The organism is Cellulomonas terrae, from assembly GCF_007990265.1.
GTDB classification, from domain to species: Bacteria; Actinomycetota; Actinomycetes; order Actinomycetales; family Cellulomonadaceae; genus Cellulomonas; species Cellulomonas terrae.
Genome location: NZ_BJWH01000016.1, coordinates 73,070 through 93,657 on the forward strand (window position 1 = coordinate 73,070; position 20,588 = coordinate 93,657).

The window sequence follows — 20,588 nt, forward strand, 5'->3', positions numbered from 1 at the left end:
TCTTGAACGTGTTCAGTTGAACATGTTCAACTGACTGCATGAGCGACGACACGAAGGCCCTCGTGAGGTCCACCGCCCTCCGGCTGTTCCGCGAGCGCGGGTACGCGGCGACGACGATGCGGGCGATCGCGCAGGAGGCGGGCGTCGCCACGGGCAACGCGTACTACCACTTCGCCTCCAAGGACCACCTCGTCCAGGAGCTCTACCTCGACGTCACGCGCGAGCACGCCGTGGCCGCCCGCGCGGTGCTCGCCCAGGGCGGCGACCTGACCGCGCGGCTGCGCGGGGTGATGCTGGCGGGGGTCGACGCGTTCGCCGAGTACCACGCGTTCGGCGCCGAGTTCGTGACGGTCGCCATCCGGCCGGGGTCGGCCGCGAGCCCGTTCTCGGCGGAGTCCGGTGCGTCCCGCGAGCTGAGCCAGAGCGTCTTCCGGGAGCTGGTGGAGGGCGCGTCGCCCGCCGTACCGGCCGGCCTGCGCGAGGAGCTCCCGGAGCTGCTCTGGCTGGCGCAGCTCGGGGTCACCCTCTTCTGGGTCTACGACGGGTCACCCGGCCAGCGGCGGACGCGGACGCTGGTGGAGGGCATCGCGCCGCTGATCGGTCGGCTGGTCCGCCTGTCGCGGCTGCCGGTCCTGCGGGGCGCGGCCGACGACGTGCTGGCACTCGTGAAGGCGGTGCGGTCATGAGCGAGCTGTCGCCGGTCGCGGCGGACCTGGTGCGCGGTGTCGTCGGGCTCGGCACGGTCGTCGTCCTGCCGCTCGGGCTGCGGCTGCTCGGCGACCGGGTCGTGCCCGGGTCGAGGTCGGTGTGGTGGCCCCTGGCCGGCCTTCTCGCGGCGGTGAGCGTCTGGTTGCCGGTGGGTCTGCCGGCCGCGCTCCTCGCGCTGCCGTTCGCGGCGGCGGCCGTCGAGCTGGCCCTGTGCGCGGCGCGCGCACGGTCGTTCGCGACCGCCGTCGCGCTGGCGACACCCCTGGTGGGCGCGGTCGCGCTCGTCGCGGAGCGGGCGGGCCGGGGGCTCGTCGGGTTCTCCGGGGACTACCTGGCGCTCACCGTCCCGCACATGCTCTTCGCGGGGTTCGGGGCGTGCCTGGTGGTCGGTCTGGTGGCGCACGCGTCGGACACGCGGCTCACCCGCACCGCGGCGGTGGCCGCGCCCGCCGGGGTGCTGCTCGTCCTGCTGGGGTACTTCGTGTCCGACGCCGCAGAGCTGGTGGGCGCGGTGGTGCTGACCGTCGGCCTCTGGTGCGCGGCGGCCGCCACGGTGGGGCTGGTGGGATCGGTCGCGGCGCGCGTGCCGCTGCGGGTCGGGGCGGTGACGATCGTCGTCTCGATGGTGCTCGCGCTGTGGTGGGCGGTCGGGGAGGCGACCGGGCTGGCGCACCCGAGCCTGTCGTGGATGGCCACGACCCACGGTGTCGCGAACGCGCTCGGCTTCGTCCTGTGCACGCTGCTCGGGTTGCGGCTCCTGCCCGGCTCGCCGGAGCCGACCGGGCTCACGTACCCCGAGATCGGTGCGACGCAGGCTGGCCCGCTCCCCACCGGCTACCGGCACCTGCACGTGCGGCACCTGCTGGCGCCCGGGTCGACCCCGCGGGACGTGTCCGTGCTCGGCGACGCGCTGCTGCGGTGGCACGTGCACGAGGCCGCGCGGATCGAGCTCCTGCGGGACGGGCCCCAGGCAGTGCCCGGCGTGCGCGTCGTCAGCCGGATCGGGGTCTGGCCCGTGCGCCTGTCGGAGCCGTGCGAGGTCGTCTGGGTCGAACGGGTCACGGACCGCGTCGGGTTCGGGTACGGGACACTCCCCGGGCACGTCTTCCGGGGGGAGGAGGCGTTCACCGTCGAGAGGGACGATGCGGGCGACCTGTGGTTCGTCGTGACCGCCTTCTCGGTGCCCGACCGCTGGTGGGTGCGGCTCGCCGGTCCGCTCACCGTGGTCGGCCAGCGCGCCTACCTGAGGCTGCTCGCTCGCGGCGCCCGCCGCGTCCTCGCCGCGGACCGGCACTCCGTCGGGACCATGGCATGAGCGTCCGCGGACCGGGCGCGATCGCCGCCCTGTGCCTGCGCTGCCTGGGGGTGCTGGTGGTCGTCAACCTCGTCGGACTGGTGATCGCGTACGCCGTGCAGGGTCCGGCAGCGGCCTCCGAGGCGGGGCTGACGGCTGCTCTCGCCTACTTCCCGTTCGTGGGGCTGATCGCGGCCGTCCTGATCGCCGTGGTCGGGTTCCCCGCGGGCCTGCTCACGGCCCGGGCCCTGGCCGGCACCCGTCGCGAGTGGGTCCACGTGCTCGTCTTCGCGCTGGTCGGCGCAGGTCTGTCGATGACGCTGTGCGCCTCGTGGAACCTGCTCGCGCTGAGCGGGTGGGCCTGGTTCGTCGCGGCGGCGGAAGGGGCCGTCGGAGCCGGTGGGGCCCGCTGGTGGACCGGACGGACGCACGCCCGGGCGGTGCCCTGGACGGATGCGCAGGGGGCGGCGCTGCCATGGGGAAGGATTGCCCCGTGAGCACCGAGAACCCCCTGGTCCTGCGCGGTCGGCTCGTCATCCCTCGGGGGGTGCTCGACGACGGTGTCGTGGTCGTCGACGACGCCACCATCGTCTGGGTCGGCCCGGCCGACCGTCTGCCCCGGGGCTGGTCGTTGCCCGAGCCGAGCGGCACGACGATCCTGCCCGGCCTGGTCGACCTGCACTGTCACGGGGGTGGGGGTGCGAGCTTCCCGGACGCGGTCGACGCCGCCGACGCGCAGCGCGCTGTCGACGAGCACCGCCGGCACGGCACGACGAGCCTGGTCGCGTCGCTCGTCACCGCCGCACCGGAGGTCCTGCTCGAGCGCGCGTCGCTGCTCGCCGAGCTGGCGGACGCCGGTGAGATCGTCGGCATCCACCTGGAGGGACCGTTCCTCTCGGCGGCCCGGTGCGGCGCGCAGAACCCTGCCGACATGCTCGACGGCGACCCGGAGCTGGTCCGCAGGATCGCCGAGGCGGCCCACGGTCACCTCGTCACGATGACGGTGGCGCCGGAGGTGCCGACGGCCGACGAGGTCGTCGCCGCGCTCGTCGACGTCGGCGCGGTGCCGTCGATCGGGCACACGGACGCCTCCGCCGAGCAGGTCGACGAGGCCGTGGACCGCGGGTTCGACCTGCTCGCGGCGCGGTCCAACCGCCGGCTCACCGCGACGCACCTGTTCAACGGCATGCGACCGCTGCACCACCGCGACCCCGGACCGATCGCCGCCTGCCTCGCCGCCGCGGCGCGCGGCGAGCTCGTGGTCGAGCTCGTCGCGGACGGCACGCACCTGGCGGACGGGACCGTGCGGTCGGTCTTCGACCTGGTCGGGGCGGGCTCGATCGCCCTGGTCACCGACGCCATGGCGGCGGCGGGGATGCCCGACGGGTCGTACCGGCTCGGCCCGATGGAGGTCACCGTCGCCGACGGCGTCGCGCGGGTCGCCGACGAGACCGGCGCGATCGCCGGGGGAGTGGCGCACCTGCTCGACGTGGTCCGGACCGTGGTCGCCGCGGGGATCCCGCTCGAGGACGCGGTGCTCGCCGCCGCCACGGTGCCGGCCGACGTGCTCGGTCGTCGTGACCTCGGCGCGCTCGCTGCCGGCCGGCGCGCGGACCTCGTCGTCACGGACGCCGACCTCGCACCGCTGCGCGTCCTGCGCGGCGGAGCGTGGGTCTAGCGGGGCTCGAGCACGACGACCGGCGTCACCGTCGTCCGCGTCGCGGCGTACGCGTCGAGCTTCGGGTTGACCGCGGTCCACGCCGCCCACAGCCGGTCGTGCTCCGCACCCTCGGCGGCGTGCGCTCGGACCGGCCGGGGCTCCTCGCCGTCGAGGCGGACGACCGCCTCGGGCTGCGCCAGGAGGTTGAGCCACCAGGCGGGGTGGCCCTCGATCCACCCGTTCATCGCGAGCGTGACCAGGTTCGGGCCGTCCTCGAGGTAGCCGAGGATGACGCTGCGCTCCTGGCCAGACGTCCGCCCGGTCGTGGTCAGTCGCAGGGCGCCGTACCCGCGCTTGTTCGACGGTTCCCACAGGAACCGGCCGCCGCTGATGCGGTACAGGCCCCGGTGCACACGCCAGGCGACCCGGATGAACCACTTCGGCGGCAGCGCGGGGCTCGTCATCAGCCCACCGTAGCGGCGTCAGGCGCGGCCCCGGAGCGATCCGAGCCGGATCTCGCCGACGAGGACCAGCCGCACGTCGTGGACGCCGTCGGTCGACACGGGCAACGCCACGGTCGACCAGTCGTACCGGCCGCCCGTCGGGGCCGACGCCGTCCCGATCGCCTGCCAGCCGCGCCCGTCGCGCACCTCGACCCGCACCGACCCGCCCCGTGCCACGGTCAGGTCGACGTGGCCGACGCCGGTCAGGTCGACGTCCCGGAACAGCACCCAGCCACTGCGCCGGCCGCGCGAGACCTCCAGGGCGTCGCCGGTCTCCCGGGTCTGCTCGGCGAACGTCACGTCCGCGCGGTCGTCGTGGTCGATCGCCCGCACCCACGAGCCGAGCGTGCGTGCGGGCACCGGCTCACCGGCGACGTCGACCGGGACCACGAGCGGGAGATCCGCGCAGGACGGTCCCGCGTGCAGCTCGTACCGTCCGGGCTCCACGACGAACCGGCCGCGCGTCACGTCCCAGACTGCGAACGCGTCGGCGGGGACGTCGAGAGCCACGACCGCGGTCCGGCCGGGCTCGAGCCGGACACGTCGGTGTGCGACGAGCCGTCGGTGCGGGACGGGCAGCCGGTGCTCCGGCGCGGCCGCGTAGACCTGGACCAGCTCGTCGACGGGGCGGTCGCCGGTGTTCCGGACGGTCACCCGGACCGACCCGGCCACCTCGTCGACCGCCTCGTACGCCACGGTCGTGTAGCTGCGCCCGTGCCCGAACGCCCACCGCGCGGGCCGGGGTGCGTACCAGTGCGTGAGCCCGCCGCCGATCACGTCGTAGTCGAGCAGGTCCCCGGCGTCCTGCTCGGCCTCGGGCCAGGCCTGCGCCAGCCGGCCGTAGGGCTCGGCGTCGCCGCGGAGCACGTCCGCGACCCCGTGGCCGAGCTCCTGGCCCCCGTGCGCGGTCCAGACGACCGCCGCGGCGTCGTCGCCGAGCGCGCCGAGCACGTACGGGTAGGACGAGACGACCACGAGGACGGTCGACGGGTTGGCCTCGAGCACCGCGCGGGCGAGCTCCGCCTGCGACTCGGGCAGCCGCAGGTGCGGGCGGTCCTCCGTCTCGCGTCCGAGCAGGTGAGGGTCGTTGCCGACCGCGAGGACGACGACGTCGGCGTCGCGCGCGACGCTCACCGCGCGGGCCGTCCCGGACGCGACCGTGCGCAGCGTGAACCGCTCGGCGGTCGCCGCGGAGGGGGCGTCCGCGACGAGCACGCCGCCGTCGCGCTGCACCACCAGCCACCGGCCGGAGCCCGCGTGCTGCAACGAGACGGAGCCGTCGTCGTGCCGGTGCGCGCGGAAGCTCTCCTGCGCCACCCACCCGTGCACGCCGGGTGCGTCCGCGCGCAGGATCCACCCCGCGCCGGTCCACAGCAGGCCCGTGGTCGCGGCGCGCAGGGTCAGGACGCCCTCGCCCCAGTCGGTGACGTCGTGGTGGGCGGCGCTGCGGGCCGTGGCCACGAGGGTCCCGTCCGCACCCGCGTCCACGTAGGCGCCGGTGGTGCGGGACCGCAGCGCGACGGTGTCCGCACCGGTCACCACGTGGGTCGGGTCGAGCGCCGCGGCGATCGAGACCGTGTACGGCGGGGTGCCCGAGTACCAGTCGGTGAGGACCTGGTCGGCGTGCGGCCCGACCACGGCCACGCGGGCGGTGGGTCGCAGCGGGAGCACCCCGTCGTTCTCCAGGACGACGACCGCGCGCGTCGCGGCCTCGCGGGCCAGCACACGGCTGGCGGGCAGGTCCAGGTCGGCGGCGGTGATAGACGCCCACGGGTCGGCCTCGGGGTCCAGCTCGCCGGTCGCCAGACGCAGCTCCAGCTGGCGCAGCGCGGCGCGGTCGACGTCCGCCTGGTCGAGCAGGCCGCGCTCCAGGGCCGCGCCCAGGTGCGCGATCGTCCGGGTCGGGTCCGCGTCGTGGTCGGTGAACGAGTCCACCCCGGCCCGGAGGGCGGCCGCGGCGGCCTCGATGTGGTCGTCGTAGTAGCGCTCGCCGACCACCAGGTTGGTGGGGGCACCCGCGTCCGAGACGACGAGCAGCGACGCCTGCGTCCAGCCCCGGACCTCGTCGAGGAGCTCGCGGGCGACGTGGTTCGGGCGGCCGTTGACGAGGTTGTACGACGGCATCACGGCCCCCACCACGCCGGCCTCGATCGGTCCGCGGAACGCCGGCAGCTCGTACTCGTGCAGCACCCGGGGGGACAGCTGCGCGCTGGTGACGCTGCGGTCGGTCTCGTTGCCGTAGGCGACCAGGTGCTTGAGCGTGGGGACCGTGCGCCAGTAGGTGGGGTGGTTGCCGCGCAGGCCCCGGGCGTAGGCGGTGGCGAGGTGCGCGGTGAGGTGCGGGTCCTCGGAGAACCCTTCCTCGTTGCGTCCCCAGCGGGGGTGGCGCAGCGGGTTGACGACCGGCGCCCAGACGTTCAGCGAGACCGTCGGGTCGGCCGCGTGCTTGGCCCGGACCTCCGTGCCGACGACGGTGCCGACGCGCTCCAGCAGGTCGGCGTCCCAGGTGGCGGCGAGCCCGACGGGCTGCGGGAACGTGGTCGCCGTGCCGAGCCACGCGACGCCGTGCAGGCCTTCGGTGCCGGTGCGGAACGGGCCGAGGCCGACGCGCGGGACCGGGGCGGCGTGCTGGTGCAGCAGGGCGAGCCGCTCGGTCGGCGTGAGCTGGTCGAGCAGCTCCCGCGCGCGTGCGGCGAAGGGTCGGGCGGGGGCGGTGCCCGAGGGCCGGTCGGGAGGGGAGTGGTCGGCCACGGGGTCCTCGTCGTCGAGTGCTGGGGACAATTCATGAATCGTTTAAGCGCCGAAACGTCGAACCGATTCGACATGAGTTCGACCGTACACGGGGAGGCAGTGTGCGGCATTCATGGTGCTTGACGGCCCTGTTTGTCGCAAGTGCCGATCCAGAGGCCCTAGGCCTTGCCTCCGTGGAGACGGGGCCATAGAGTCTCGCCGTCGAACCGCTTCGACGCGATCTCCACGAGGAAGTGAAGGGACGCAGATGAACGCCACGCCTACTTTCGGCCGGCTGGGCGACCACGCGGTCGACCGCCGCCGGTTCCTGGGCCTGATCGCGACGGGCGCGGCCGTCGTCGGGATCCCCGGTCTCCTGACAGCCTGCTCCACGTCGCCGACCCCGTCGGCGACGAACCCTGCGGCCGCCGCGGGCGACGTGATCCCCAAGTACATCCCCGTCACGTACATCGACCCGGACTACCCGAGCGTCAACGGGTCCGTCCCGGGCTACGAGTCGATCCCGGCCGAGCTGGTGCAGTCCGTCAAGGACGCCCCCGGCACCGGCGTCGTCTACACCGCGATGACCCCGCTGTGGGGCACCATCCCGCCCACCAAGGGCAACAAGTACTACGAGGCCGTCAACGACCTGCTCGGCTCCGAGATCCAGTTCCAGATCACCGACGGCAACGTCTACGGCGACAAGCTGGCGACGGTGCTGGCGTCGGCCAAGGACGTGCCGGACTGGGTCTCCATCCCCACCTGGAACCTCCCCCCGCGCTTCGGGTCCGAGATCGTCGAGAACGTCTTCCAGGACCTCACCCCGTTCCTCGCGGGGGACAAGGTCACGCCGTACCCGAACCTGGCCAACATCTCCTCGGACGCGTGGAAGTTCTGCGTCTTCAACGGCAGGCTCTACGGCCTGCCGTTCCCGGGCGAGGTCATCACCGACGCGATCTTCTACCGCCGCGACATCCTCGACGGCCTCGGCATCACGCCGGACGTCACGAGCGGGCAGGACCTCCTCGACCTGGCCAAGGAGCTGACCGGCGGCAGCGTGTGGGGCGCCGAGGACCTGTGGAACACGGCCGCGATCATCCACGCCGTGCCGCCGAAGTGGAAGCTCGACGGCGACGCCCTCGTGCACCGCGTCGAGACCGAGGAGTACCGCGCGGCGCTCGCCTGGAACGCCGAGCTCTTCGCGAGCGGTGCGGTGCACCCCGACGCCGTGGCGGACCTGTCGGGCGAGGCCAAGACGCGGTTCCAGTCCGGCAAGTCGCTCATCGCCAACGACGGCGTCGGCGGGTGGCACGAGGCCATGCGCGACAACCTCGCCAGCAACCCGGAGTACTGGCAGCAGCCCTTCGACCCGTTCGCGGCCGACGGCGGCACGCCGGTGCTCTGGAAGGGCAACCCGGCGAACATCTTCTCGTTCCTCAAGAAGACGGACGACGAGGACAAGATCAAGGAGCTCCTCGCGATGGCGAACGTGCTCGCGGCGCCGTACGGCACCACTGAGTACGACACCATCAACAACGGCGTCGAGGGCGTGCACTACACGCGCGGCGCCGACGGGCTCCCGGTGCCGACCGACCTGGCCGCGACCGAGCTGCAGCCGACGTACATCTTCCTGGTTGACCCGCCGCTCTCCGAGACGCACGTGCAGTACCCGGGCTACGTCAAGGCAGCGTCGGAATGGAAGGCGAAGGCGGCCGAGTACACGACGGACCCGCTGTTCTACGCGCAGCAGATCGTCGAGCCGCAGCAGTACGCCTCGATCGGGCAGCCGTTCGTGGACCTGGAGAAGGACATCTCCCGCGGGCGCAAGAGCCTCGACGACCTGGACGCCGCCGTCGAGGAGTGGCGCGCCTCCGGGGGCGACGAGCTCCGGGCGTTCTACCAGGACATCCTGGACCAGCAGAGCTGATGTCCTTGTCCGAGCTGGTCCGGCGGCGCCCCCCTGTGACTCCCGGGGAGGCGCCGCCCCCGGCGCCCGCACCCACCCGCACGATCGGCTGGCGCGTGCGCCTGAAGCGCGACAGGTCGCTGCTGATCATGGTCACGCCCGCGATCCTCCTGCTCGGCGTGTTCGCGTACGTCCCGATGCTGGGCAACGTCATCGCGTGGCAGAGCTACTCGCCGTACACCGGGTTCCTGCACAGCCCCTACGTCGGCTGGGTCAACTTCGAGCGCGTGTTCACCAACCCGCTGTTCGTCAACGCGGTCGAGAACACGCTGATCATCACGGCCTTCCAGCTCGTGTTCTTCTTCCCGATCCCGATCCTGCTGGCGCTCCTGCTCAACAGCGTCGTCACGCCGGGGATCCGGACCACCATCCAGTCGATCGTCTACCTGCCCCACTTCTTCTCGTGGGTGCTCGTGGTGACCGTGTTCCAGCAGATCTTCGGCGGCGCGGGGCTGATCAACCAGACCCTGCGCGACCACGGGCTGGGCAGCGGGTTCGACATGATGACCAACCCGGACACGTTCCTCGTCCTCATCACGATGCAGTCGGTGTGGAAGGACGCGGGCTGGGGGATCATCATCTTCCTCGCCGCGCTGAGCACGGTGTCGCCGGAGCTGTACGAGGCCTCTGCCGTCGACGGGGCGGGCCGGTGGCGGCGCATGTGGCACATCTCCCTGCCCGCGCTGCGTCCGGTCATCATCCTGCTGCTCATCCTGCGGCTCGGCGACGCGCTGACCGTCGGGTTCGAGCAGCTGATCCTGCAGCGCAACGCCGTGGGGGCCGGCGTCTCCGAGGTCATCGACACCTACGTGTACTTCCAGGGTGTCGTCTACGGGGACTGGAGCTTCGCCGCCGCGGCGGGGCTCGTCAAGGGCGTCGTCAGCCTCGCGCTCGTCCTGGGGGCGAACAAGCTGGCGCACGTGTTCGGTGAGTCGGGGGTGTACAAGCGCGCATGAGTGGACAGACGACCGAGATCTCCGCCGCGACGGCGGTCCTGCCGGAACCTCGCCGGCGCCCGCGCCGTTCGAAGCACCGCCCCGCCTGGGAGGGCCGGCCGTCGGTCGGCGGGCAGGCCCTCAAGGTGGTCGTGCTCACGGCCGTCGTGCTGGCGGTCGTCTTCCCGCTGTACACCGTGATCCTCACGAGCCTGTCGACGCAGGCCGAGACCATCCGCGTCGGTGGGCTGGTGACCGTGCCGGGCGAGCTGACGTTCAACGCCTACACGCAGATCCTCGGCGGCGGCACGGTCACGCGTGCCGCGCTGGTGAGCACCTTCATCACCCTCGTCGGCACCGTGCTGTCGACCACCGTGTCCGTCATGGGCGCGTACGGGCTCTCGCGGCCGGGGTCGTTCGCGCACCGCCCGATCCTGTTCGTCTTCCTCATCACGATGTTCTTCGGCGCGGGTCTGATCCCCACGTACCTGCTGGTCAGCTCCCTGGGCCTCATCAACAGCTACTGGGCGCTGATCCTGCCGGGCGCCGTGTCGGCGTTCAACGTGCTGATCCTGCGCAACTTCTTCATGGGCATCGACGTCTCGATCCTCGACGCGGCGCGCATCGACGGCGCGGGCGACTGGCGGATCCTCGGCCGGATCGTGCTGCCCATGTCGCGGGCCGTGATCGCCGTCGTCGCACTGTTCTACGGCGTCGGCTACTGGAACGCGTTCTTCAACGCGATCCTCTACATCAACGACAACGCCAAGTGGCCCCTGCAGCTGGTGCTGCGCTCGTACGTGCTCCAGGGGGTGACCCTGCCGGGCAGCGGCGTCGGCCAGGTCGACGTCGCGACGGGCGCGGTCACCGGCCTGCCCATCAAGATGGCGGTCATGGTCCTCGCGATCGTGCCGATCCTCATCGTGTACCCGTTCGTGCAGCGACACTTCACCAAGGGCGTGATCTTCGGCGCGATCAAGGGGTGAGCATGTCGTTCGAGGAGCTGACCCGCGACCGCGGGATCCTGTACGGCGGCGACTACAACCCCGAGCAGTGGGCGCCTGACGTGTGGCGCGAGGACGTCGCGCTCATGCGCGAGGCGGGCGTGAACCTGGTGACCGTCGGCGTGTTCTCGTGGGCGACGCTCGAGCCCAGCCCCGGCGTCCTGCGCTGGGGATGGCTCGACGAGGTGCTCGACCTCCTGCACGAGAGCGGGATCGCCGTCGACCTGGCGACGCCGTCCGCGTCGCCGCCCCCGTGGCTGGCCCGCCTCGACCCGACGACGTCGTCGGTCGACGCGTCCGGGGTCCGGATGAGCGTCGGCTCCCGCAACCAGTTCTGCCCGGGCTCGGCCGTCTACCGCGACCACGTCGCCGCGTTCGTCACCGCCCTGGTCGAGCGGTACGCCGCGCACCCCGCGGTCGCGATGTGGCACGTCGGCAACGAGTTCGGGCAGGCGTGCTTCTGCGACCTGTGCGCGGACCGGTTCCGCACCTGGCTCGAGGACCGCTACGGCGACCTCGACGGCCTCAACCGTGCCTGGGGCACGGCGTTCTGGAGTCAGCGCTATGGCGCCTGGCGGGAGATCGTGCCGCCACGCACCGCGCCGTACGTGCACAACCCGACGCAGCTGCTGGACTTCCGGCGGTTCACCTCGGACCAGCTGCGGGACGTGTACCGGCTGCAGGCCGAGATCATCCGCGCGTCCTCGTCGGCGCCCGTCACGACCAACGCGATGGGCTTCTTCCCGCTCGTCGACCAGTTCTCCTGGGCCGACGACCTCGACGTCGTCGCCGACGACCACTACGCGGACCCGGCGGACCCGTCGGCCCCGGTACGCGCGGCGCTCACCCACGACCTGACCCGCGGCGTCGGCGGCGGCCGCCCGTGGGCGCTGCTCGAACAGGCTGCCGGGGCGGTGAGCTGGCGCCCGCACAACCTGCCCAAGCCCGGCGGCGGAATGCTGCGGGACTCGCTGCGCGCGGTCGCGCACGGGGCGGACGCGGTCTGCTACTTCCAGTGGCGGGCCTCCGCGCAGGGCTCCGAGCGGTTCCACTCGGCGATGCTCCCGCACGCCGGCCCGGACACCGACCTGCATCGCGCCGTCCGCGAGCAGGGCCGGCTGCTGGGCCGGCTGCGGGCGGTCGTCGGCACCGCGGTGGACGCGCGGGTCGCGCTCGTCTTCGACTGGCCGTCGCTCTGGGCCGGCGAGGCGGACTCGGTGCCGAGCACGCGCCTGCGCGTCCCCGACCAGCTGGCGGCGTACCACGAGCCGTTCTGGCGGGCGGGCATCGCGACCGACGTGGTGCCGCCGGGCGCCGACCTCGACGGGTACGACCTGGTGGTCGTCCCGCTGCTGCACCTCGTGTCGGACTCCGACGCCGCGAACGTGGCTCGGGTGGTGGAGCGCGGCGGGACCCTCCTCGTCGGGCCGTTCAGCGGGATCGCCGACGAGGACCAGCGCATCCGGCAGGGCCGCTTCCCGGTGCCGTGGGCCGGCGTGCTCGATGCGTCCGGCGAGGAGCACCGTCCGCTGCCGGCGGCGGGCGTCCCGGTGCGCTCCGAGCGCTACGGCGCCTTCACCGCGTCGCTCTGGTCGGAGCGCCTGAGCGTGGACGGTGCCGAGGTCCTCGCCACCTATGCGGGTGCAGGTCTCGACGGCTGTCCGGCGATCGTCCGGCAGGGCGGTGCCTGGTACGTCTCGACGGTGCCACCTGCACCGGTGCTCGCCGCGATCGTGGCGGACTGCGTCGCCGCCGCCGGTGTCGCGCCGCCCGTGGCCGACGTTCCGGACGACGTCGAGGTCGCCGTGCGGGGCGGCCTGCTGTTCGTCCTCAACCACGGGGACTCGCCCGCGGAGCTGGCCTGGACCGGCCACGACCTGCTGACGGCGACGGACGTGGACGGTGGGCTGCGACTGGCCGCCGGCGGCGCCGCGGTGCTAGCGCGGCGGGGGAGCGGTGCTGCTCCGCGTGGTCAGGACCGGCGCGAGGAGGCGGGTCTCGGCGGGCTGGTCCCCGGTGAGCCGGCCGATCGCCATGTCGACGGCGACGGCACCGATGGTGTGCGCGGGCAGGTCGACGGCGGTGAGGGCCTCGGTCTGCCCGAGGGCCACGTCCTCCGGGCAGACGGCCACGACGGAGATGTCCCGGGGCACGTCCTTGCCGCGGGAGCGCAGGGTCTCGAGCACCGCGGGCAGGGCGACCTCGTTGTGCACGATGACGGCGGTGACGTCCGGCAGCGCCGCGAGCACCTGGTCGACCGCCTCGATCGCGCCGCTGTGGGAGGACTCGCAGGTCTCGAAGACGGCGTCGAGGCCGAGCCGGGCGGACTCCTGCGTGAACCCGCGCACGAGGCGCGCGGCGTAGGTGGTCCGTCGGCTGAGCACCGCGCGGGGGGAGCCGATGAGCGCGATCTGCCGGTGCCCGAGCCCGGCGAGGTGGTCCACGGCGGCCCGTCCGGCGGCCTCGAAGTCCAGGTCGACGCACGAGAACCCGGTGGCGTCGCGGGGCAGGCCGATGAGCACGGCGGGCTGGCGCTGCCGGCGCAGGATGGGCAGCCGGGGGTCCTCGGCCTCGACGTCCATCATGATCACCGCGTCGACCATCGAGCCGGCGGCGACCCGTTCGATCCCGTCGTGGTCGTCCTGGGTGAGCAGCAGCACGTCGTGCTTGAACGACTGCGCGCGCGTGACGACGCCGGTGACGAACTGCATGATGACGCCCACGTTGACGTCGACGCGCAACGGGGCCATCAGCGCGAGGACCTGGGTGCGCTGCGACGCGAGCGCGCGGGCGCCCGCGTGGGGTCGGTAGTCGAGCTCGCGGACGGCGCGCTCGACCCGGGCGCGGGTCTCGGCGGAGATCGGTCGCTTGCCGGAGAACGTGTAGGACACGGTCGACACGGAGACTCCCGCCACGCGCGCCACGTCGTCGATCGTCGCCATCTCGTCATCCCCTCGTCGACACCCGCCGGGGCCACCCTAGCGAGTCGAACCGCCGTCGAAACGACGGACGTCAGTCCGTCACCCTGGACAGTGTTCACGCTGCCCTTTAACGTAATACCAGCATCGAAACGCTTCGATGATGGAACCGGTCCTCTGACCCACGACGCGAAGGCGCCACGATGAAGTTCACGGACGGCTACTGGCAGCACCTCCCGGGCATCACGGTCCTGCGACCCCGCGAGATCGCGGACGTGGTGGTGGGCGAGGACTCCCTGACCGTGTACGCCTCGACTGTGCCGCTCACGTCCCGGGGGGACACCCTCAACAGGGCCCTGGTCACGGTGTCGTTCCACAGCCCGATGGACGACGTGATCGGTGTGCGCATCGAGCACCACCGCGGCGGGGTGGACCGCGGCCCGGCCTTCGCGCTGACCCGGACGCCGGCAGACGTCAAGGTCGTCGAGGCCGAGGACGCCGCGGACGGCGTCGCCACCTTCCGAGCCGGTGCCCTCACGGCGCGCATCTCCACCCGCGGCGCCTGGAACGTGGAGTTCGAGGCCGACGGGAAGGTGCTGACCTCGTCGACCGCCCGCTCCGTCGGCGTCGTCACCGACGCCCGCGGCGACGCGTACGTGCACGAGCAGCTCCGCCTCGGCATCCGGGAGCACGTCTACGGCCTGGGCGAGCGCTTCGGTGCGTTCGTGAAGAACGGGCAGTCCGTCGACATCTGGAACGAGGACGGCGGCACCGCCAGCGAGCAGGCGTACAAGAACGTGCCGTTCTACCTGTCCGACGCGGGCTACGGCGTGTTCGTCGACCACCCCGGCCGCGTCTCCTTCGAGGTGGGATCGGAGGCGGTCTCCCGTACGCAGTTCTCGGTCGCGGGGGAGTCCCTCGAGTACTACGTCATCCACGGCCCGACGCCCAAGGACGTGCTGCGGCGCTACACCGCGCTGACCGGCCGCCCGGCGCGGGTCCCGGCCTGGTCGTACGGGCTGTGGCTGTCGACGTCGTTCACCACGCAGTACGACGAGGCGACCGTGATGTCCTTCGTCGACGGCATGGCCGAGCGCGGGCTGCCCCTGAGCGTCTTCCACTTCGACTGCTTCTGGATGCGGGCGTACCACTGGACCGACTTCACCTGGGACCCGGCGACGTTCCCGGACCCCGAGGGGCTCCTCGCGCGGCTGCACGCCAAGGGTCTCCAGGTCTGCGTCTGGATCAACCCGTACATCGCGCAACGTTCCGCGCTGTTCGACGAGGGGCGCGCCGCCGGCTACCTGGTGACGCGGGCCGACGGCTCGGTCTGGCAGACGGACCAGTGGCAGTCCGGCATGGGACTCGTCGACTTCACGAACCCGGATGCGGTCGCCTGGTACCAGGGCTACCTGCGGCGCCTGGTCGCGCAGGGCGTCGACTCCTTCAAGACCGACTTCGGCGAGCGGATCCCGACCGACGTCGTGTGGCACGACGGCTCCGACCCCGAGCGGATGCACAACCACTACACGCACCTCTACAACCGCGCGGTCTTCGAGGTCCTCGAGGCCGAGCGCGGCCAGGGCGAGGCGGTCCTGTTCGCCCGGTCGGCCACCGCGGGCGGCCAGCAGTTCCCGGTGCACTGGGGCGGCGACAGCGAGTCGACGTTCGACTCGATGGCGGAGACGCTGCGCGGCGGGCTGTCCCTGGCCTCGTCGGGCTTCGGGTACTGGAGCCACGACATCGGCGGCTTCGAGGGCGCGCCGGACGCAGCGGTGTTCAAGCGCTGGCTGCCCTTCGGGCTCCTCTCGTCGCACAGCCGGCTGCACGGCTCGGACTCCTACCGGGTGCCGTGGGCGTTCGACGAGGAGGCCGTCGAGGTCACGCGCCTGTTCACGGGGCTCAAGCTCTCGCTCATGCCCTACCTCGCCCGGCTGGGCGAGGACGCCCACACCTCCGGCGTCCCCGTGATGCGGCCGATGGTGCTGGAGTTCCCCGACGACCCGGGCGCGGCGACCGTGGACACCCAGTACATGCTCGGCGAGAGCCTGCTGGTCGCCCCCGTGTTCAGCGCCGAGGGTGACGTCGACGTCTACCTGCCGGAGGGGACCTGGACCTCGCTGCTCACGGGTGAGCAGGTGAGCGGCCCGCGCTGGGTCCGCGAGCGGCACGGCTACCTCTCGCTGCCCCTCTACGTCCGCCCGGACACCGTGCTGCCCGTCGGCGCGCGCTCGGACCGGCCGGACTACGCGTGGGCCGACGGCGTGACGCTGCGCCTGGTCGAGCTCGCCGACGGGCACCGCTCCGTGACGCGGGTGGGGGACACCAGCTTCGTCGTGACCCGCGACGGGTCGGCGGTCCGCGTCGAGGCGCGCGGTGCGACGGCTCCCTGGCGGGTGCAGGTCGGCGTCGACGGGGATGCCGTCGACGCCGGTGCCGACGAGGTCGTCGACCTGGCACTCTGACTGGGACGCTCCCGCCCCGCAGGGGGGTGGCGGGAGCGTTCCCACGCCGTGTATCGTATCGTTTCGACAATCGCATCCGAGGCCCGTCCCGCCCGGCGCAGACGCCGGCCCGACGGTCGTGGCCCGCCCGCGTGACCCCCGTTCGTTCGACAAAAGGACCCGCACATGACGACCTCGCGCCCCTCCGGACGCCAGTTCCCCTCCGACTTCCTCTGGGGCTCGGCCACCGCCTCGTACCAGATCGAGGGGGCGTTCGACGAGGACGGCCGCGGTCCGTCCATCTGGGACACGTTCTCCCGGACTCCCGGCAAGGTGCTCGACGGCGACACCGGTGACGTCGCCGCGGACCACTACCACCGCGTGCCGGAGGACGTCGCGATCATGAAGGACCTGGGCCTGCAGGCCTACCGGTTCTCGATCGCGTGGCCCCGCGTCCAGCCCACCGGCTCGGGTGAGTTCAACCAGGCCGGCCTCGACTTCTACGTCGACCTCGCCGACCGGCTGATCGCCGCCGGCATCAAGCCCGTCGTGACGCTCTACCACTGGGACCTCCCGCAGCCGCTCGAGGACGAGGGCGGCTGGGCCAACCGGCAGACCGCCGTGCAGTTCGGCGCGTACGCCCGCAAGCTGGCCGAGGTCCTGGGCGACCGGGTCCACGTCTGGACCACGCTGAACGAGCCGTGGTGCTCCGCCTTCCTCGGCTACGCCTCGGGCGTGCACGCTCCGGGTGTCACCGACGACGCGACCGCGCTCGCCGCGGTCCACCACCTCAACCTGGCGCACGGCCTGGCCGGCCGCGCGATCAAGGACGTGCTCGGCGAGGACACCCCGATCTCGGTGACGCTCAACCTGCACGTCACGCGCGCCGCGACGGACTCGCCGCAGGACATCGAGGCCAAGCGCCGCATCGACACCATCGCCAACGAGGTGTTCCTCGGCCCGATGCTCGACGGCGAGTACCCCAAGGCCGTCTTCGCGGACACCGAGCACATCACCGACTGGTCCTTCGTGCAGGACGGCGACCTCGAGATCATCAAGGTCCCGCTGGCGCTCCTCGGCGTGAACTACTACTCCACCGGCCGCGTCCAGCACGGCACGCCCGCCGGCGGCGACGGCACGCCCGGTCCGGACGGCCATCGGTCCTCCGTGAACAGCCCCTGGGTCGGCGCGACCACCGTCGAGTGGCTCGCGCAGCCCGGCCCGCACACCGCGATGGGCTGGAACATCGAGCCCCAGGGCCTCGTGGACCTGCTCCTCGAGATGCGCGACCGCTACCCGAGCCTGCCCATGGCCATCACGGAGAACGGCGCCGCGTTCTACGACGAGGTCAGCGCCGACGGCCGCGTGCACGACGCCGACCGTGTCGCATACCTGCACGACCACATCGACGCCGTGGGCGAGGCCATCGAGCGCGGCGCGGACGTGCGCGGCTACTTCGTCTGGTCCCTCATGGACAACTTCGAGTGGTCCTACGGGTACGACCGCCGCTTCGGCGTGGTCCGTGTCGACTACGACACCCTCGAGCGCACGGTGAAGGACTCGGGCCTCTGGTACCGCGAGCTCCTGCGCACGAAGACGATCCCGACCCCGGAGTCGGCCGCCCTCTGAGGAACACCGCCTCCGGACGTCCGCACTCCGGTGGGGTCCCACCCGTTCGAGTGCGGACGTCCGGCGTGGGGGAGGATGTGGGGGTGGGACGACGATCGACGAAGCGGCCGTACGGCAGCGAGCACGTCGAGCTCGACGTCGACCGGGCGACCGGCGGCCGGCGGTCCGAGACCGCTGCCGACGGGGAGTGGACCGTCCAGCGGGTCCGCGGCTCCGACCGCGCGTACCGCTGCCCCGGGTGCGACCAGCTGGTGAGTGCCGGGACCCCTCACGTCGTCGCGTGGCGGACCGACGGGCTGTTCGGTGAGGCTCTCGACGACCGACGCCACTGGCACACCTCCTGCTGGCAGGCCCGTGCCCGCCGCGGACCGACCCGCCGATGACCGACGCACCGACCCGCGCGCCGCGGCTCGTGGCCACCGACCTGGACGGCACGCTGCTGCGCCCCGACGGCACCGTCTCCCCGCGCACGGCGGCGGCCCTGCTGCGGGCGGCCGACGCCGGCATCGAGGTCGTCTTCGTGACGGCCCGCCCACCCCGCTGGCTGCAGGAGCTCTCCGCCCACGTCGCCGGGCACGGCATCGCGATCTGCCTGAACGGTGCTGCGGTGCTCGAGGTCGGGGCGGGACGCGTGCTCGCGGAGCGGGGGATGGGCCCAGAGCTGGTGGCCGACATCGCCGACCGCATCCGCACGGCCTGGGGCGGCCCGGACGAGGTGCACCTCGCCGCGGAGAGCGCGGCCGGGTTCGCCCACGAGACCCGGTTCCGTTCCCTGCACCCCGTGCCGCCGGGCAGCCCGTCGGCCGACCGCATCGAGGACGTCCTCGGCGCCTCCACCTGCAAGCTGCTGGTCCGCACGGCGCGGACTCCCGGGCACGACTACGCCGACGCCCTGGCCGCCGTCGTGGGTGACCTGGCGATCGTCGCCGACTCCGGGGCGCACGGGCTGGGGGAGATCTCCGGCCCGGGGATCACGAAGGCGACGACGCTCGCCGACTGGGCCGCGTCCCGGAGCATCGACCCGGCGGACGTCTGGGCGGTCGGCGACGCCCCGAACGACCTGTCGATGCTCGGCTGGGCGGGCACGTCGTTCGCCGTCGCCAACGCGCACCCGGCCGTCGCCGCGGCCGCGACCCGGCGGTGCGCCTCGAACGCGGACGACGGCGTCGCCGACGTGCTGGACCTCGCGGGTGCGCTGGCCGAGGGCGTCCTAGGCTCGTCCCGATGACCACGCACACGTCGGACCCCAGCCCCATCCGGTCGCTCACCGTCCTGCCCGCGGTGCGCCAGGACGTCGAGCTGCACACCGCGGACGGGTTGACGCTCGTCGGCGAGCTCGCCCGGCCGGCCGACGTGCCGCCCGCCGCGACGCTGGTGACACTGCACCCGCTGCCGACGCACGGCGGGTACATGGACTCCCACGTCTACCGCAAGGCGGCCTGGCGGCTGCCGGCCCTCGCCGACCTCGCGGTGCTCCGGTTCAACACGCGCGGCACGGCGAGCCCGCGGGGGACCAGCGGCGGGACGTTCGACGGCGGCGTCGCCGAGAGGTTCGACGTGCACGCCGCGATCGAGTTCGCCGAGTTCCACGACCTGCCGAGGCGCTGGCTGGTCGGCTGGTCGTTCGGCACGGAGCTCGTCCTCATGCACGGACGGGACCCGTCCATCGAGGGCGCGATCCTGCTCTCCCCGCCGCTGCACCGGGCCACCGACGCCGACCTCGACGCGTGGGCGGCGTTCGGCAAGCCCCTGGTCGTCCTGGTCCCGGAGCTCGACGACTACCTGCGGCCGGACGAGGCCCGACGACGGTTCGCGCGCGTCCCGCAGGCGGAGGTCATCGGCGTCGAGGGTGCGAAGCACCTGTGGGTCGGCGAGGCTGCCGTCCGGCGCGTCCTGGACGAGATCGTCACCCACGTGCTGCCGGACCATCCGGTCCCGCTGCCCGCCACCTGGACCGGACCGAGCACGACCGCGGAGGACGACGCATGAGCCTGCACACGTACCGCGAGGACGGCGACGGACTGCCGCTGGTCCTCCTGCACGGGTTCCCGCTGGACCACCGCATGTGGGACGCGGTCGCGGAGGAGCTCCCCGCCGGCCGCCCGGTGCACGCCGTGGACCTGCCCGGGACGCCCGGGAACGCGTCCGGCCTCCCGGATCCGGCGCTGGAGGCGTCGGCCGACCTCGTCGCGCAGGTGCTGCGCGCAGCGGGCGTCGAGCGGGCCGTGGTCGCGGGCCTGTCGATGGGTGGCTATGTCGCGCTGGCCCTCGTCGAGCGGCACCCGGAGCTCGTCGCCGGGCTCGCGCTCGTGGACACCAAGTCGACGGCGGACGCCCCGGAGGCCCGCGCCAACCGGTTGCGCATCGCCGACGAGGCCGAGGCGACGGGCACGGTCGACCCGGTGCGGCCCATGGCGTCGTCGCTGCTGGGCGAGACCACGACAGCCGCGCGGCCGGAGCTCGCCAACGAGGTCGCGGCGTGGATCGACCAGCAGGAACCCGCGGGGATCGCCTGGTCGCAGCGCGCCATGGCCGCCCGCCCCGACCGCTCGGAGGTGCTGCGCGCCTTCCGCGGTCCGGTCACGGTCGTCGTCGGCGACGAGGACACCGTCACGCCGGTCGAGGCGGCCGAGCACCTCGTCGCGACCGCCGACGGCGCCCGTCTCGTGGTCGTGCCGCAGGCGGGCCACCTCTCGGCCGTCGAGCAGCCGGCCGCGGTCGCCGCGGCACTGGCCGACCTCGCCGCGGCGTCCGACCCCGCCTGACCTTCCGGCTCGGCGTCGGACGCCCGAGGCGA

General features: G+C 73.1%; 16 protein-coding genes and 1 pseudogene. 14 read left to right on the forward strand and 3 right to left on the reverse strand.

From position 1 onward, the window contains the following. The first annotated feature begins 38 nt into the window (after window positions 1-38). From CTE05_RS14470 to CTE05_RS14485, 4 genes are read left to right on the forward strand one after another with little or no spacing between them, the layout of a single operon-like run. Window positions 39-686, forward strand: a complete 648-nt coding sequence (locus CTE05_RS14470; RefSeq protein ID WP_146847024.1) for a TetR/AcrR family transcriptional regulator — start codon at window positions 39-41, stop codon at window positions 684-686. After that, on the forward strand, window positions 683-2,023 hold the full coding sequence (locus CTE05_RS14475) for a YndJ family transporter (RefSeq protein WP_146847025.1): 1,341 nt from the start codon (window positions 683-685) through the stop codon (window positions 2,021-2,023). The genes CTE05_RS14470 and CTE05_RS14475 overlap by 4 nt, the downstream gene beginning before the upstream one ends. Further along, window positions 2,020-2,499 (forward strand): hypothetical protein, encoded by a 480-nt coding sequence (locus CTE05_RS14480; RefSeq protein ID WP_146847026.1) that lies wholly within the window; start codon window positions 2,020-2,022, stop codon window positions 2,497-2,499. The genes CTE05_RS14475 and CTE05_RS14480 overlap by 4 nt, the downstream gene beginning before the upstream one ends. Next, on the forward strand, window positions 2,478-3,680 hold the full coding sequence (locus CTE05_RS14485; protein ID WP_146847027.1) for an N-acetylglucosamine-6-phosphate deacetylase: 1,203 nt from the start codon (window positions 2,478-2,480) through the stop codon (window positions 3,678-3,680). The genes CTE05_RS14480 and CTE05_RS14485 overlap by 22 nt, the downstream gene beginning before the upstream one ends. Here the strand turns inward: CTE05_RS14485 and CTE05_RS14490 are convergent. Together CTE05_RS14490 and CTE05_RS14495 are read right to left on the reverse strand one after the other, a co-directional pair. Next, a complete protein-coding gene (locus CTE05_RS14490; RefSeq protein WP_146847028.1) occupies window positions 3,677-4,126 on the reverse strand; it encodes a nitroreductase/quinone reductase family protein in 450 nt (149 codons plus the stop codon). The genes CTE05_RS14485 and CTE05_RS14490 overlap by 4 nt on opposite strands. Window positions 4,127-4,144: 18 nt before the next feature. Beyond that, the gene (locus CTE05_RS14495; RefSeq protein WP_246123637.1) at window positions 4,145-6,946 is read right to left on the reverse strand and encodes a glycoside hydrolase family 3 protein; all 2,802 of its coding nucleotides are present in this window, start codon (window positions 6,944-6,946) and stop codon (window positions 4,145-4,147) included. Window positions 6,947-7,163: 217 nt separating this feature from the next. Between CTE05_RS14495 and CTE05_RS14500 the strand changes: the two genes are divergently transcribed. From CTE05_RS14500 to CTE05_RS14515, 4 genes and pseudogenes are all read left to right on the forward strand, one after another. Next, complete coding sequence (locus CTE05_RS14500) at window positions 7,164-8,822, forward strand: type 2 periplasmic-binding domain-containing protein (protein ID WP_146847029.1); 1,659 nt, start codon at window positions 7,164-7,166, stop codon at window positions 8,820-8,822. Then, a complete protein-coding gene (locus CTE05_RS14505) occupies window positions 8,822-9,817 on the forward strand; it encodes an ABC transporter permease (protein ID WP_146847030.1) in 996 nt (331 codons plus the stop codon). Before CTE05_RS14500 ends, CTE05_RS14505 begins: the two co-directional genes overlap by 1 nt. Then, window positions 9,814-10,782 carry a carbohydrate ABC transporter permease gene (locus tag CTE05_RS14510; protein ID WP_146847031.1) on the forward strand — a complete coding sequence of 323 codons (969 nt, stop codon included), beginning with the start codon at window positions 9,814-9,816 and terminating at the stop codon, window positions 10,780-10,782. Before CTE05_RS14505 ends, CTE05_RS14510 begins: the two co-directional genes overlap by 4 nt. A gap of 2 nt (window positions 10,783-10,784) precedes the next feature. After that, window positions 10,785-12,728, forward strand: a pseudogene (locus CTE05_RS14515) (beta-galactosidase); the annotation flags it as partial. A gap of 9 nt (window positions 12,729-12,737) precedes the next feature. Here the strand turns inward: CTE05_RS14515 and CTE05_RS14520 are convergent. Next, complete coding sequence (locus tag CTE05_RS14520) at window positions 12,738-13,742, reverse strand: LacI family DNA-binding transcriptional regulator (RefSeq protein WP_146847046.1); 1,005 nt, start codon at window positions 13,740-13,742, stop codon at window positions 12,738-12,740. A gap of 179 nt (window positions 13,743-13,921) precedes the next feature. On the opposite strand from CTE05_RS14520, the gene yicI reads away from it, so the two are divergent. The 6 genes from yicI to CTE05_RS14550 all read left to right on the forward strand — a co-directional run bounded on the left by yicI (window position 13,922) and on the right by CTE05_RS14550 (window position 20,556). Then, window positions 13,922-16,183: an alpha-xylosidase gene (yicI, locus tag CTE05_RS14525; RefSeq protein WP_146847032.1), complete on the forward strand. Its 2,262-nt coding sequence runs from the start codon at window positions 13,922-13,924 to the stop codon at window positions 16,181-16,183. A gap of 165 nt (window positions 16,184-16,348) precedes the next feature. Next, window positions 16,349-17,791 carry a GH1 family beta-glucosidase gene (locus CTE05_RS14530; RefSeq protein WP_146847033.1) on the forward strand — a complete coding sequence of 481 codons (1,443 nt, stop codon included), beginning with the start codon at window positions 16,349-16,351 and terminating at the stop codon, window positions 17,789-17,791. 83 nt (window positions 17,792-17,874) lie between these two features. Next, complete coding sequence (locus CTE05_RS14535) at window positions 17,875-18,174, forward strand: Rv1322 family protein (RefSeq protein WP_371863376.1); 300 nt, start codon at window positions 17,875-17,877, stop codon at window positions 18,172-18,174. After that, complete coding sequence (locus CTE05_RS14540) at window positions 18,171-19,019, forward strand: HAD-IIB family hydrolase (RefSeq protein WP_146847034.1); 849 nt, start codon at window positions 18,171-18,173, stop codon at window positions 19,017-19,019. Before CTE05_RS14535 ends, CTE05_RS14540 begins: the two co-directional genes overlap by 4 nt. Further along, window positions 19,016-19,780, forward strand: a complete 765-nt coding sequence (locus CTE05_RS14545; protein ID WP_146847035.1) for an alpha/beta hydrolase — start codon at window positions 19,016-19,018, stop codon at window positions 19,778-19,780. Before CTE05_RS14540 ends, CTE05_RS14545 begins: the two co-directional genes overlap by 4 nt. Next, on the forward strand, window positions 19,777-20,556 hold the full coding sequence (locus CTE05_RS14550; protein ID WP_146847036.1) for an alpha/beta fold hydrolase: 780 nt from the start codon (window positions 19,777-19,779) through the stop codon (window positions 20,554-20,556). Before CTE05_RS14545 ends, CTE05_RS14550 begins: the two co-directional genes overlap by 4 nt. Window positions 20,557-20,588 lie beyond the last annotated feature (32 nt).

What these genes read in the sequence shown, in the direction of transcription:
- CTE05_RS14505 (WP_146847030.1), top strand. Translation starts at nt 8,822, where the DNA reads ATGTCCTTGTCCGAGCTGGTCCGGCGGCGCCCCCCTGTGACTCCCGGG.
- CTE05_RS14550 (WP_146847036.1), top strand. Translation starts at nt 19,777, where the DNA reads ATGAGCCTGCACACGTACCGCGAGGACGGCGACGGACTGCCGCTGGTC.
- CTE05_RS14470 (WP_146847024.1), top strand. Translation starts at nt 39, where the DNA reads ATGAGCGACGACACGAAGGCCCTCGTGAGGTCCACCGCCCTCCGGCTG.
- CTE05_RS14490 (WP_146847028.1), bottom strand. Translation starts at nt 4,126, where the DNA reads ATGACGAGCCCCGCGCTGCCGCCGAAGTGGTTCATCCGGGTCGCCTGG.
- yicI (WP_146847032.1), top strand. Translation starts at nt 13,922, where the DNA reads ATGAAGTTCACGGACGGCTACTGGCAGCACCTCCCGGGCATCACGGTC.
- CTE05_RS14480 (WP_146847026.1), top strand. Translation starts at nt 2,020, where the DNA reads ATGAGCGTCCGCGGACCGGGCGCGATCGCCGCCCTGTGCCTGCGCTGC.
- CTE05_RS14500 (WP_146847029.1), top strand. Translation starts at nt 7,164, where the DNA reads ATGAACGCCACGCCTACTTTCGGCCGGCTGGGCGACCACGCGGTCGAC.
- CTE05_RS14545 (WP_146847035.1), top strand. Translation starts at nt 19,016, where the DNA reads ATGACCACGCACACGTCGGACCCCAGCCCCATCCGGTCGCTCACCGTC.
- CTE05_RS14540 (WP_146847034.1), top strand. Translation starts at nt 18,171, where the DNA reads ATGACCGACGCACCGACCCGCGCGCCGCGGCTCGTGGCCACCGACCTG.
- CTE05_RS14520 (WP_146847046.1), bottom strand. Translation starts at nt 13,742, where the DNA reads ATGGCGACGATCGACGACGTGGCGCGCGTGGCGGGAGTCTCCGTGTCG.
- CTE05_RS14510 (WP_146847031.1), top strand. Translation starts at nt 9,814, where the DNA reads ATGAGTGGACAGACGACCGAGATCTCCGCCGCGACGGCGGTCCTGCCG.
- CTE05_RS14485 (WP_146847027.1), top strand. Translation starts at nt 2,478, where the DNA reads ATGGGGAAGGATTGCCCCGTGAGCACCGAGAACCCCCTGGTCCTGCGC.
- CTE05_RS14530 (WP_146847033.1), top strand. Translation starts at nt 16,349, where the DNA reads ATGACGACCTCGCGCCCCTCCGGACGCCAGTTCCCCTCCGACTTCCTC.
- CTE05_RS14475 (WP_146847025.1), top strand. Translation starts at nt 683, where the DNA reads ATGAGCGAGCTGTCGCCGGTCGCGGCGGACCTGGTGCGCGGTGTCGTC.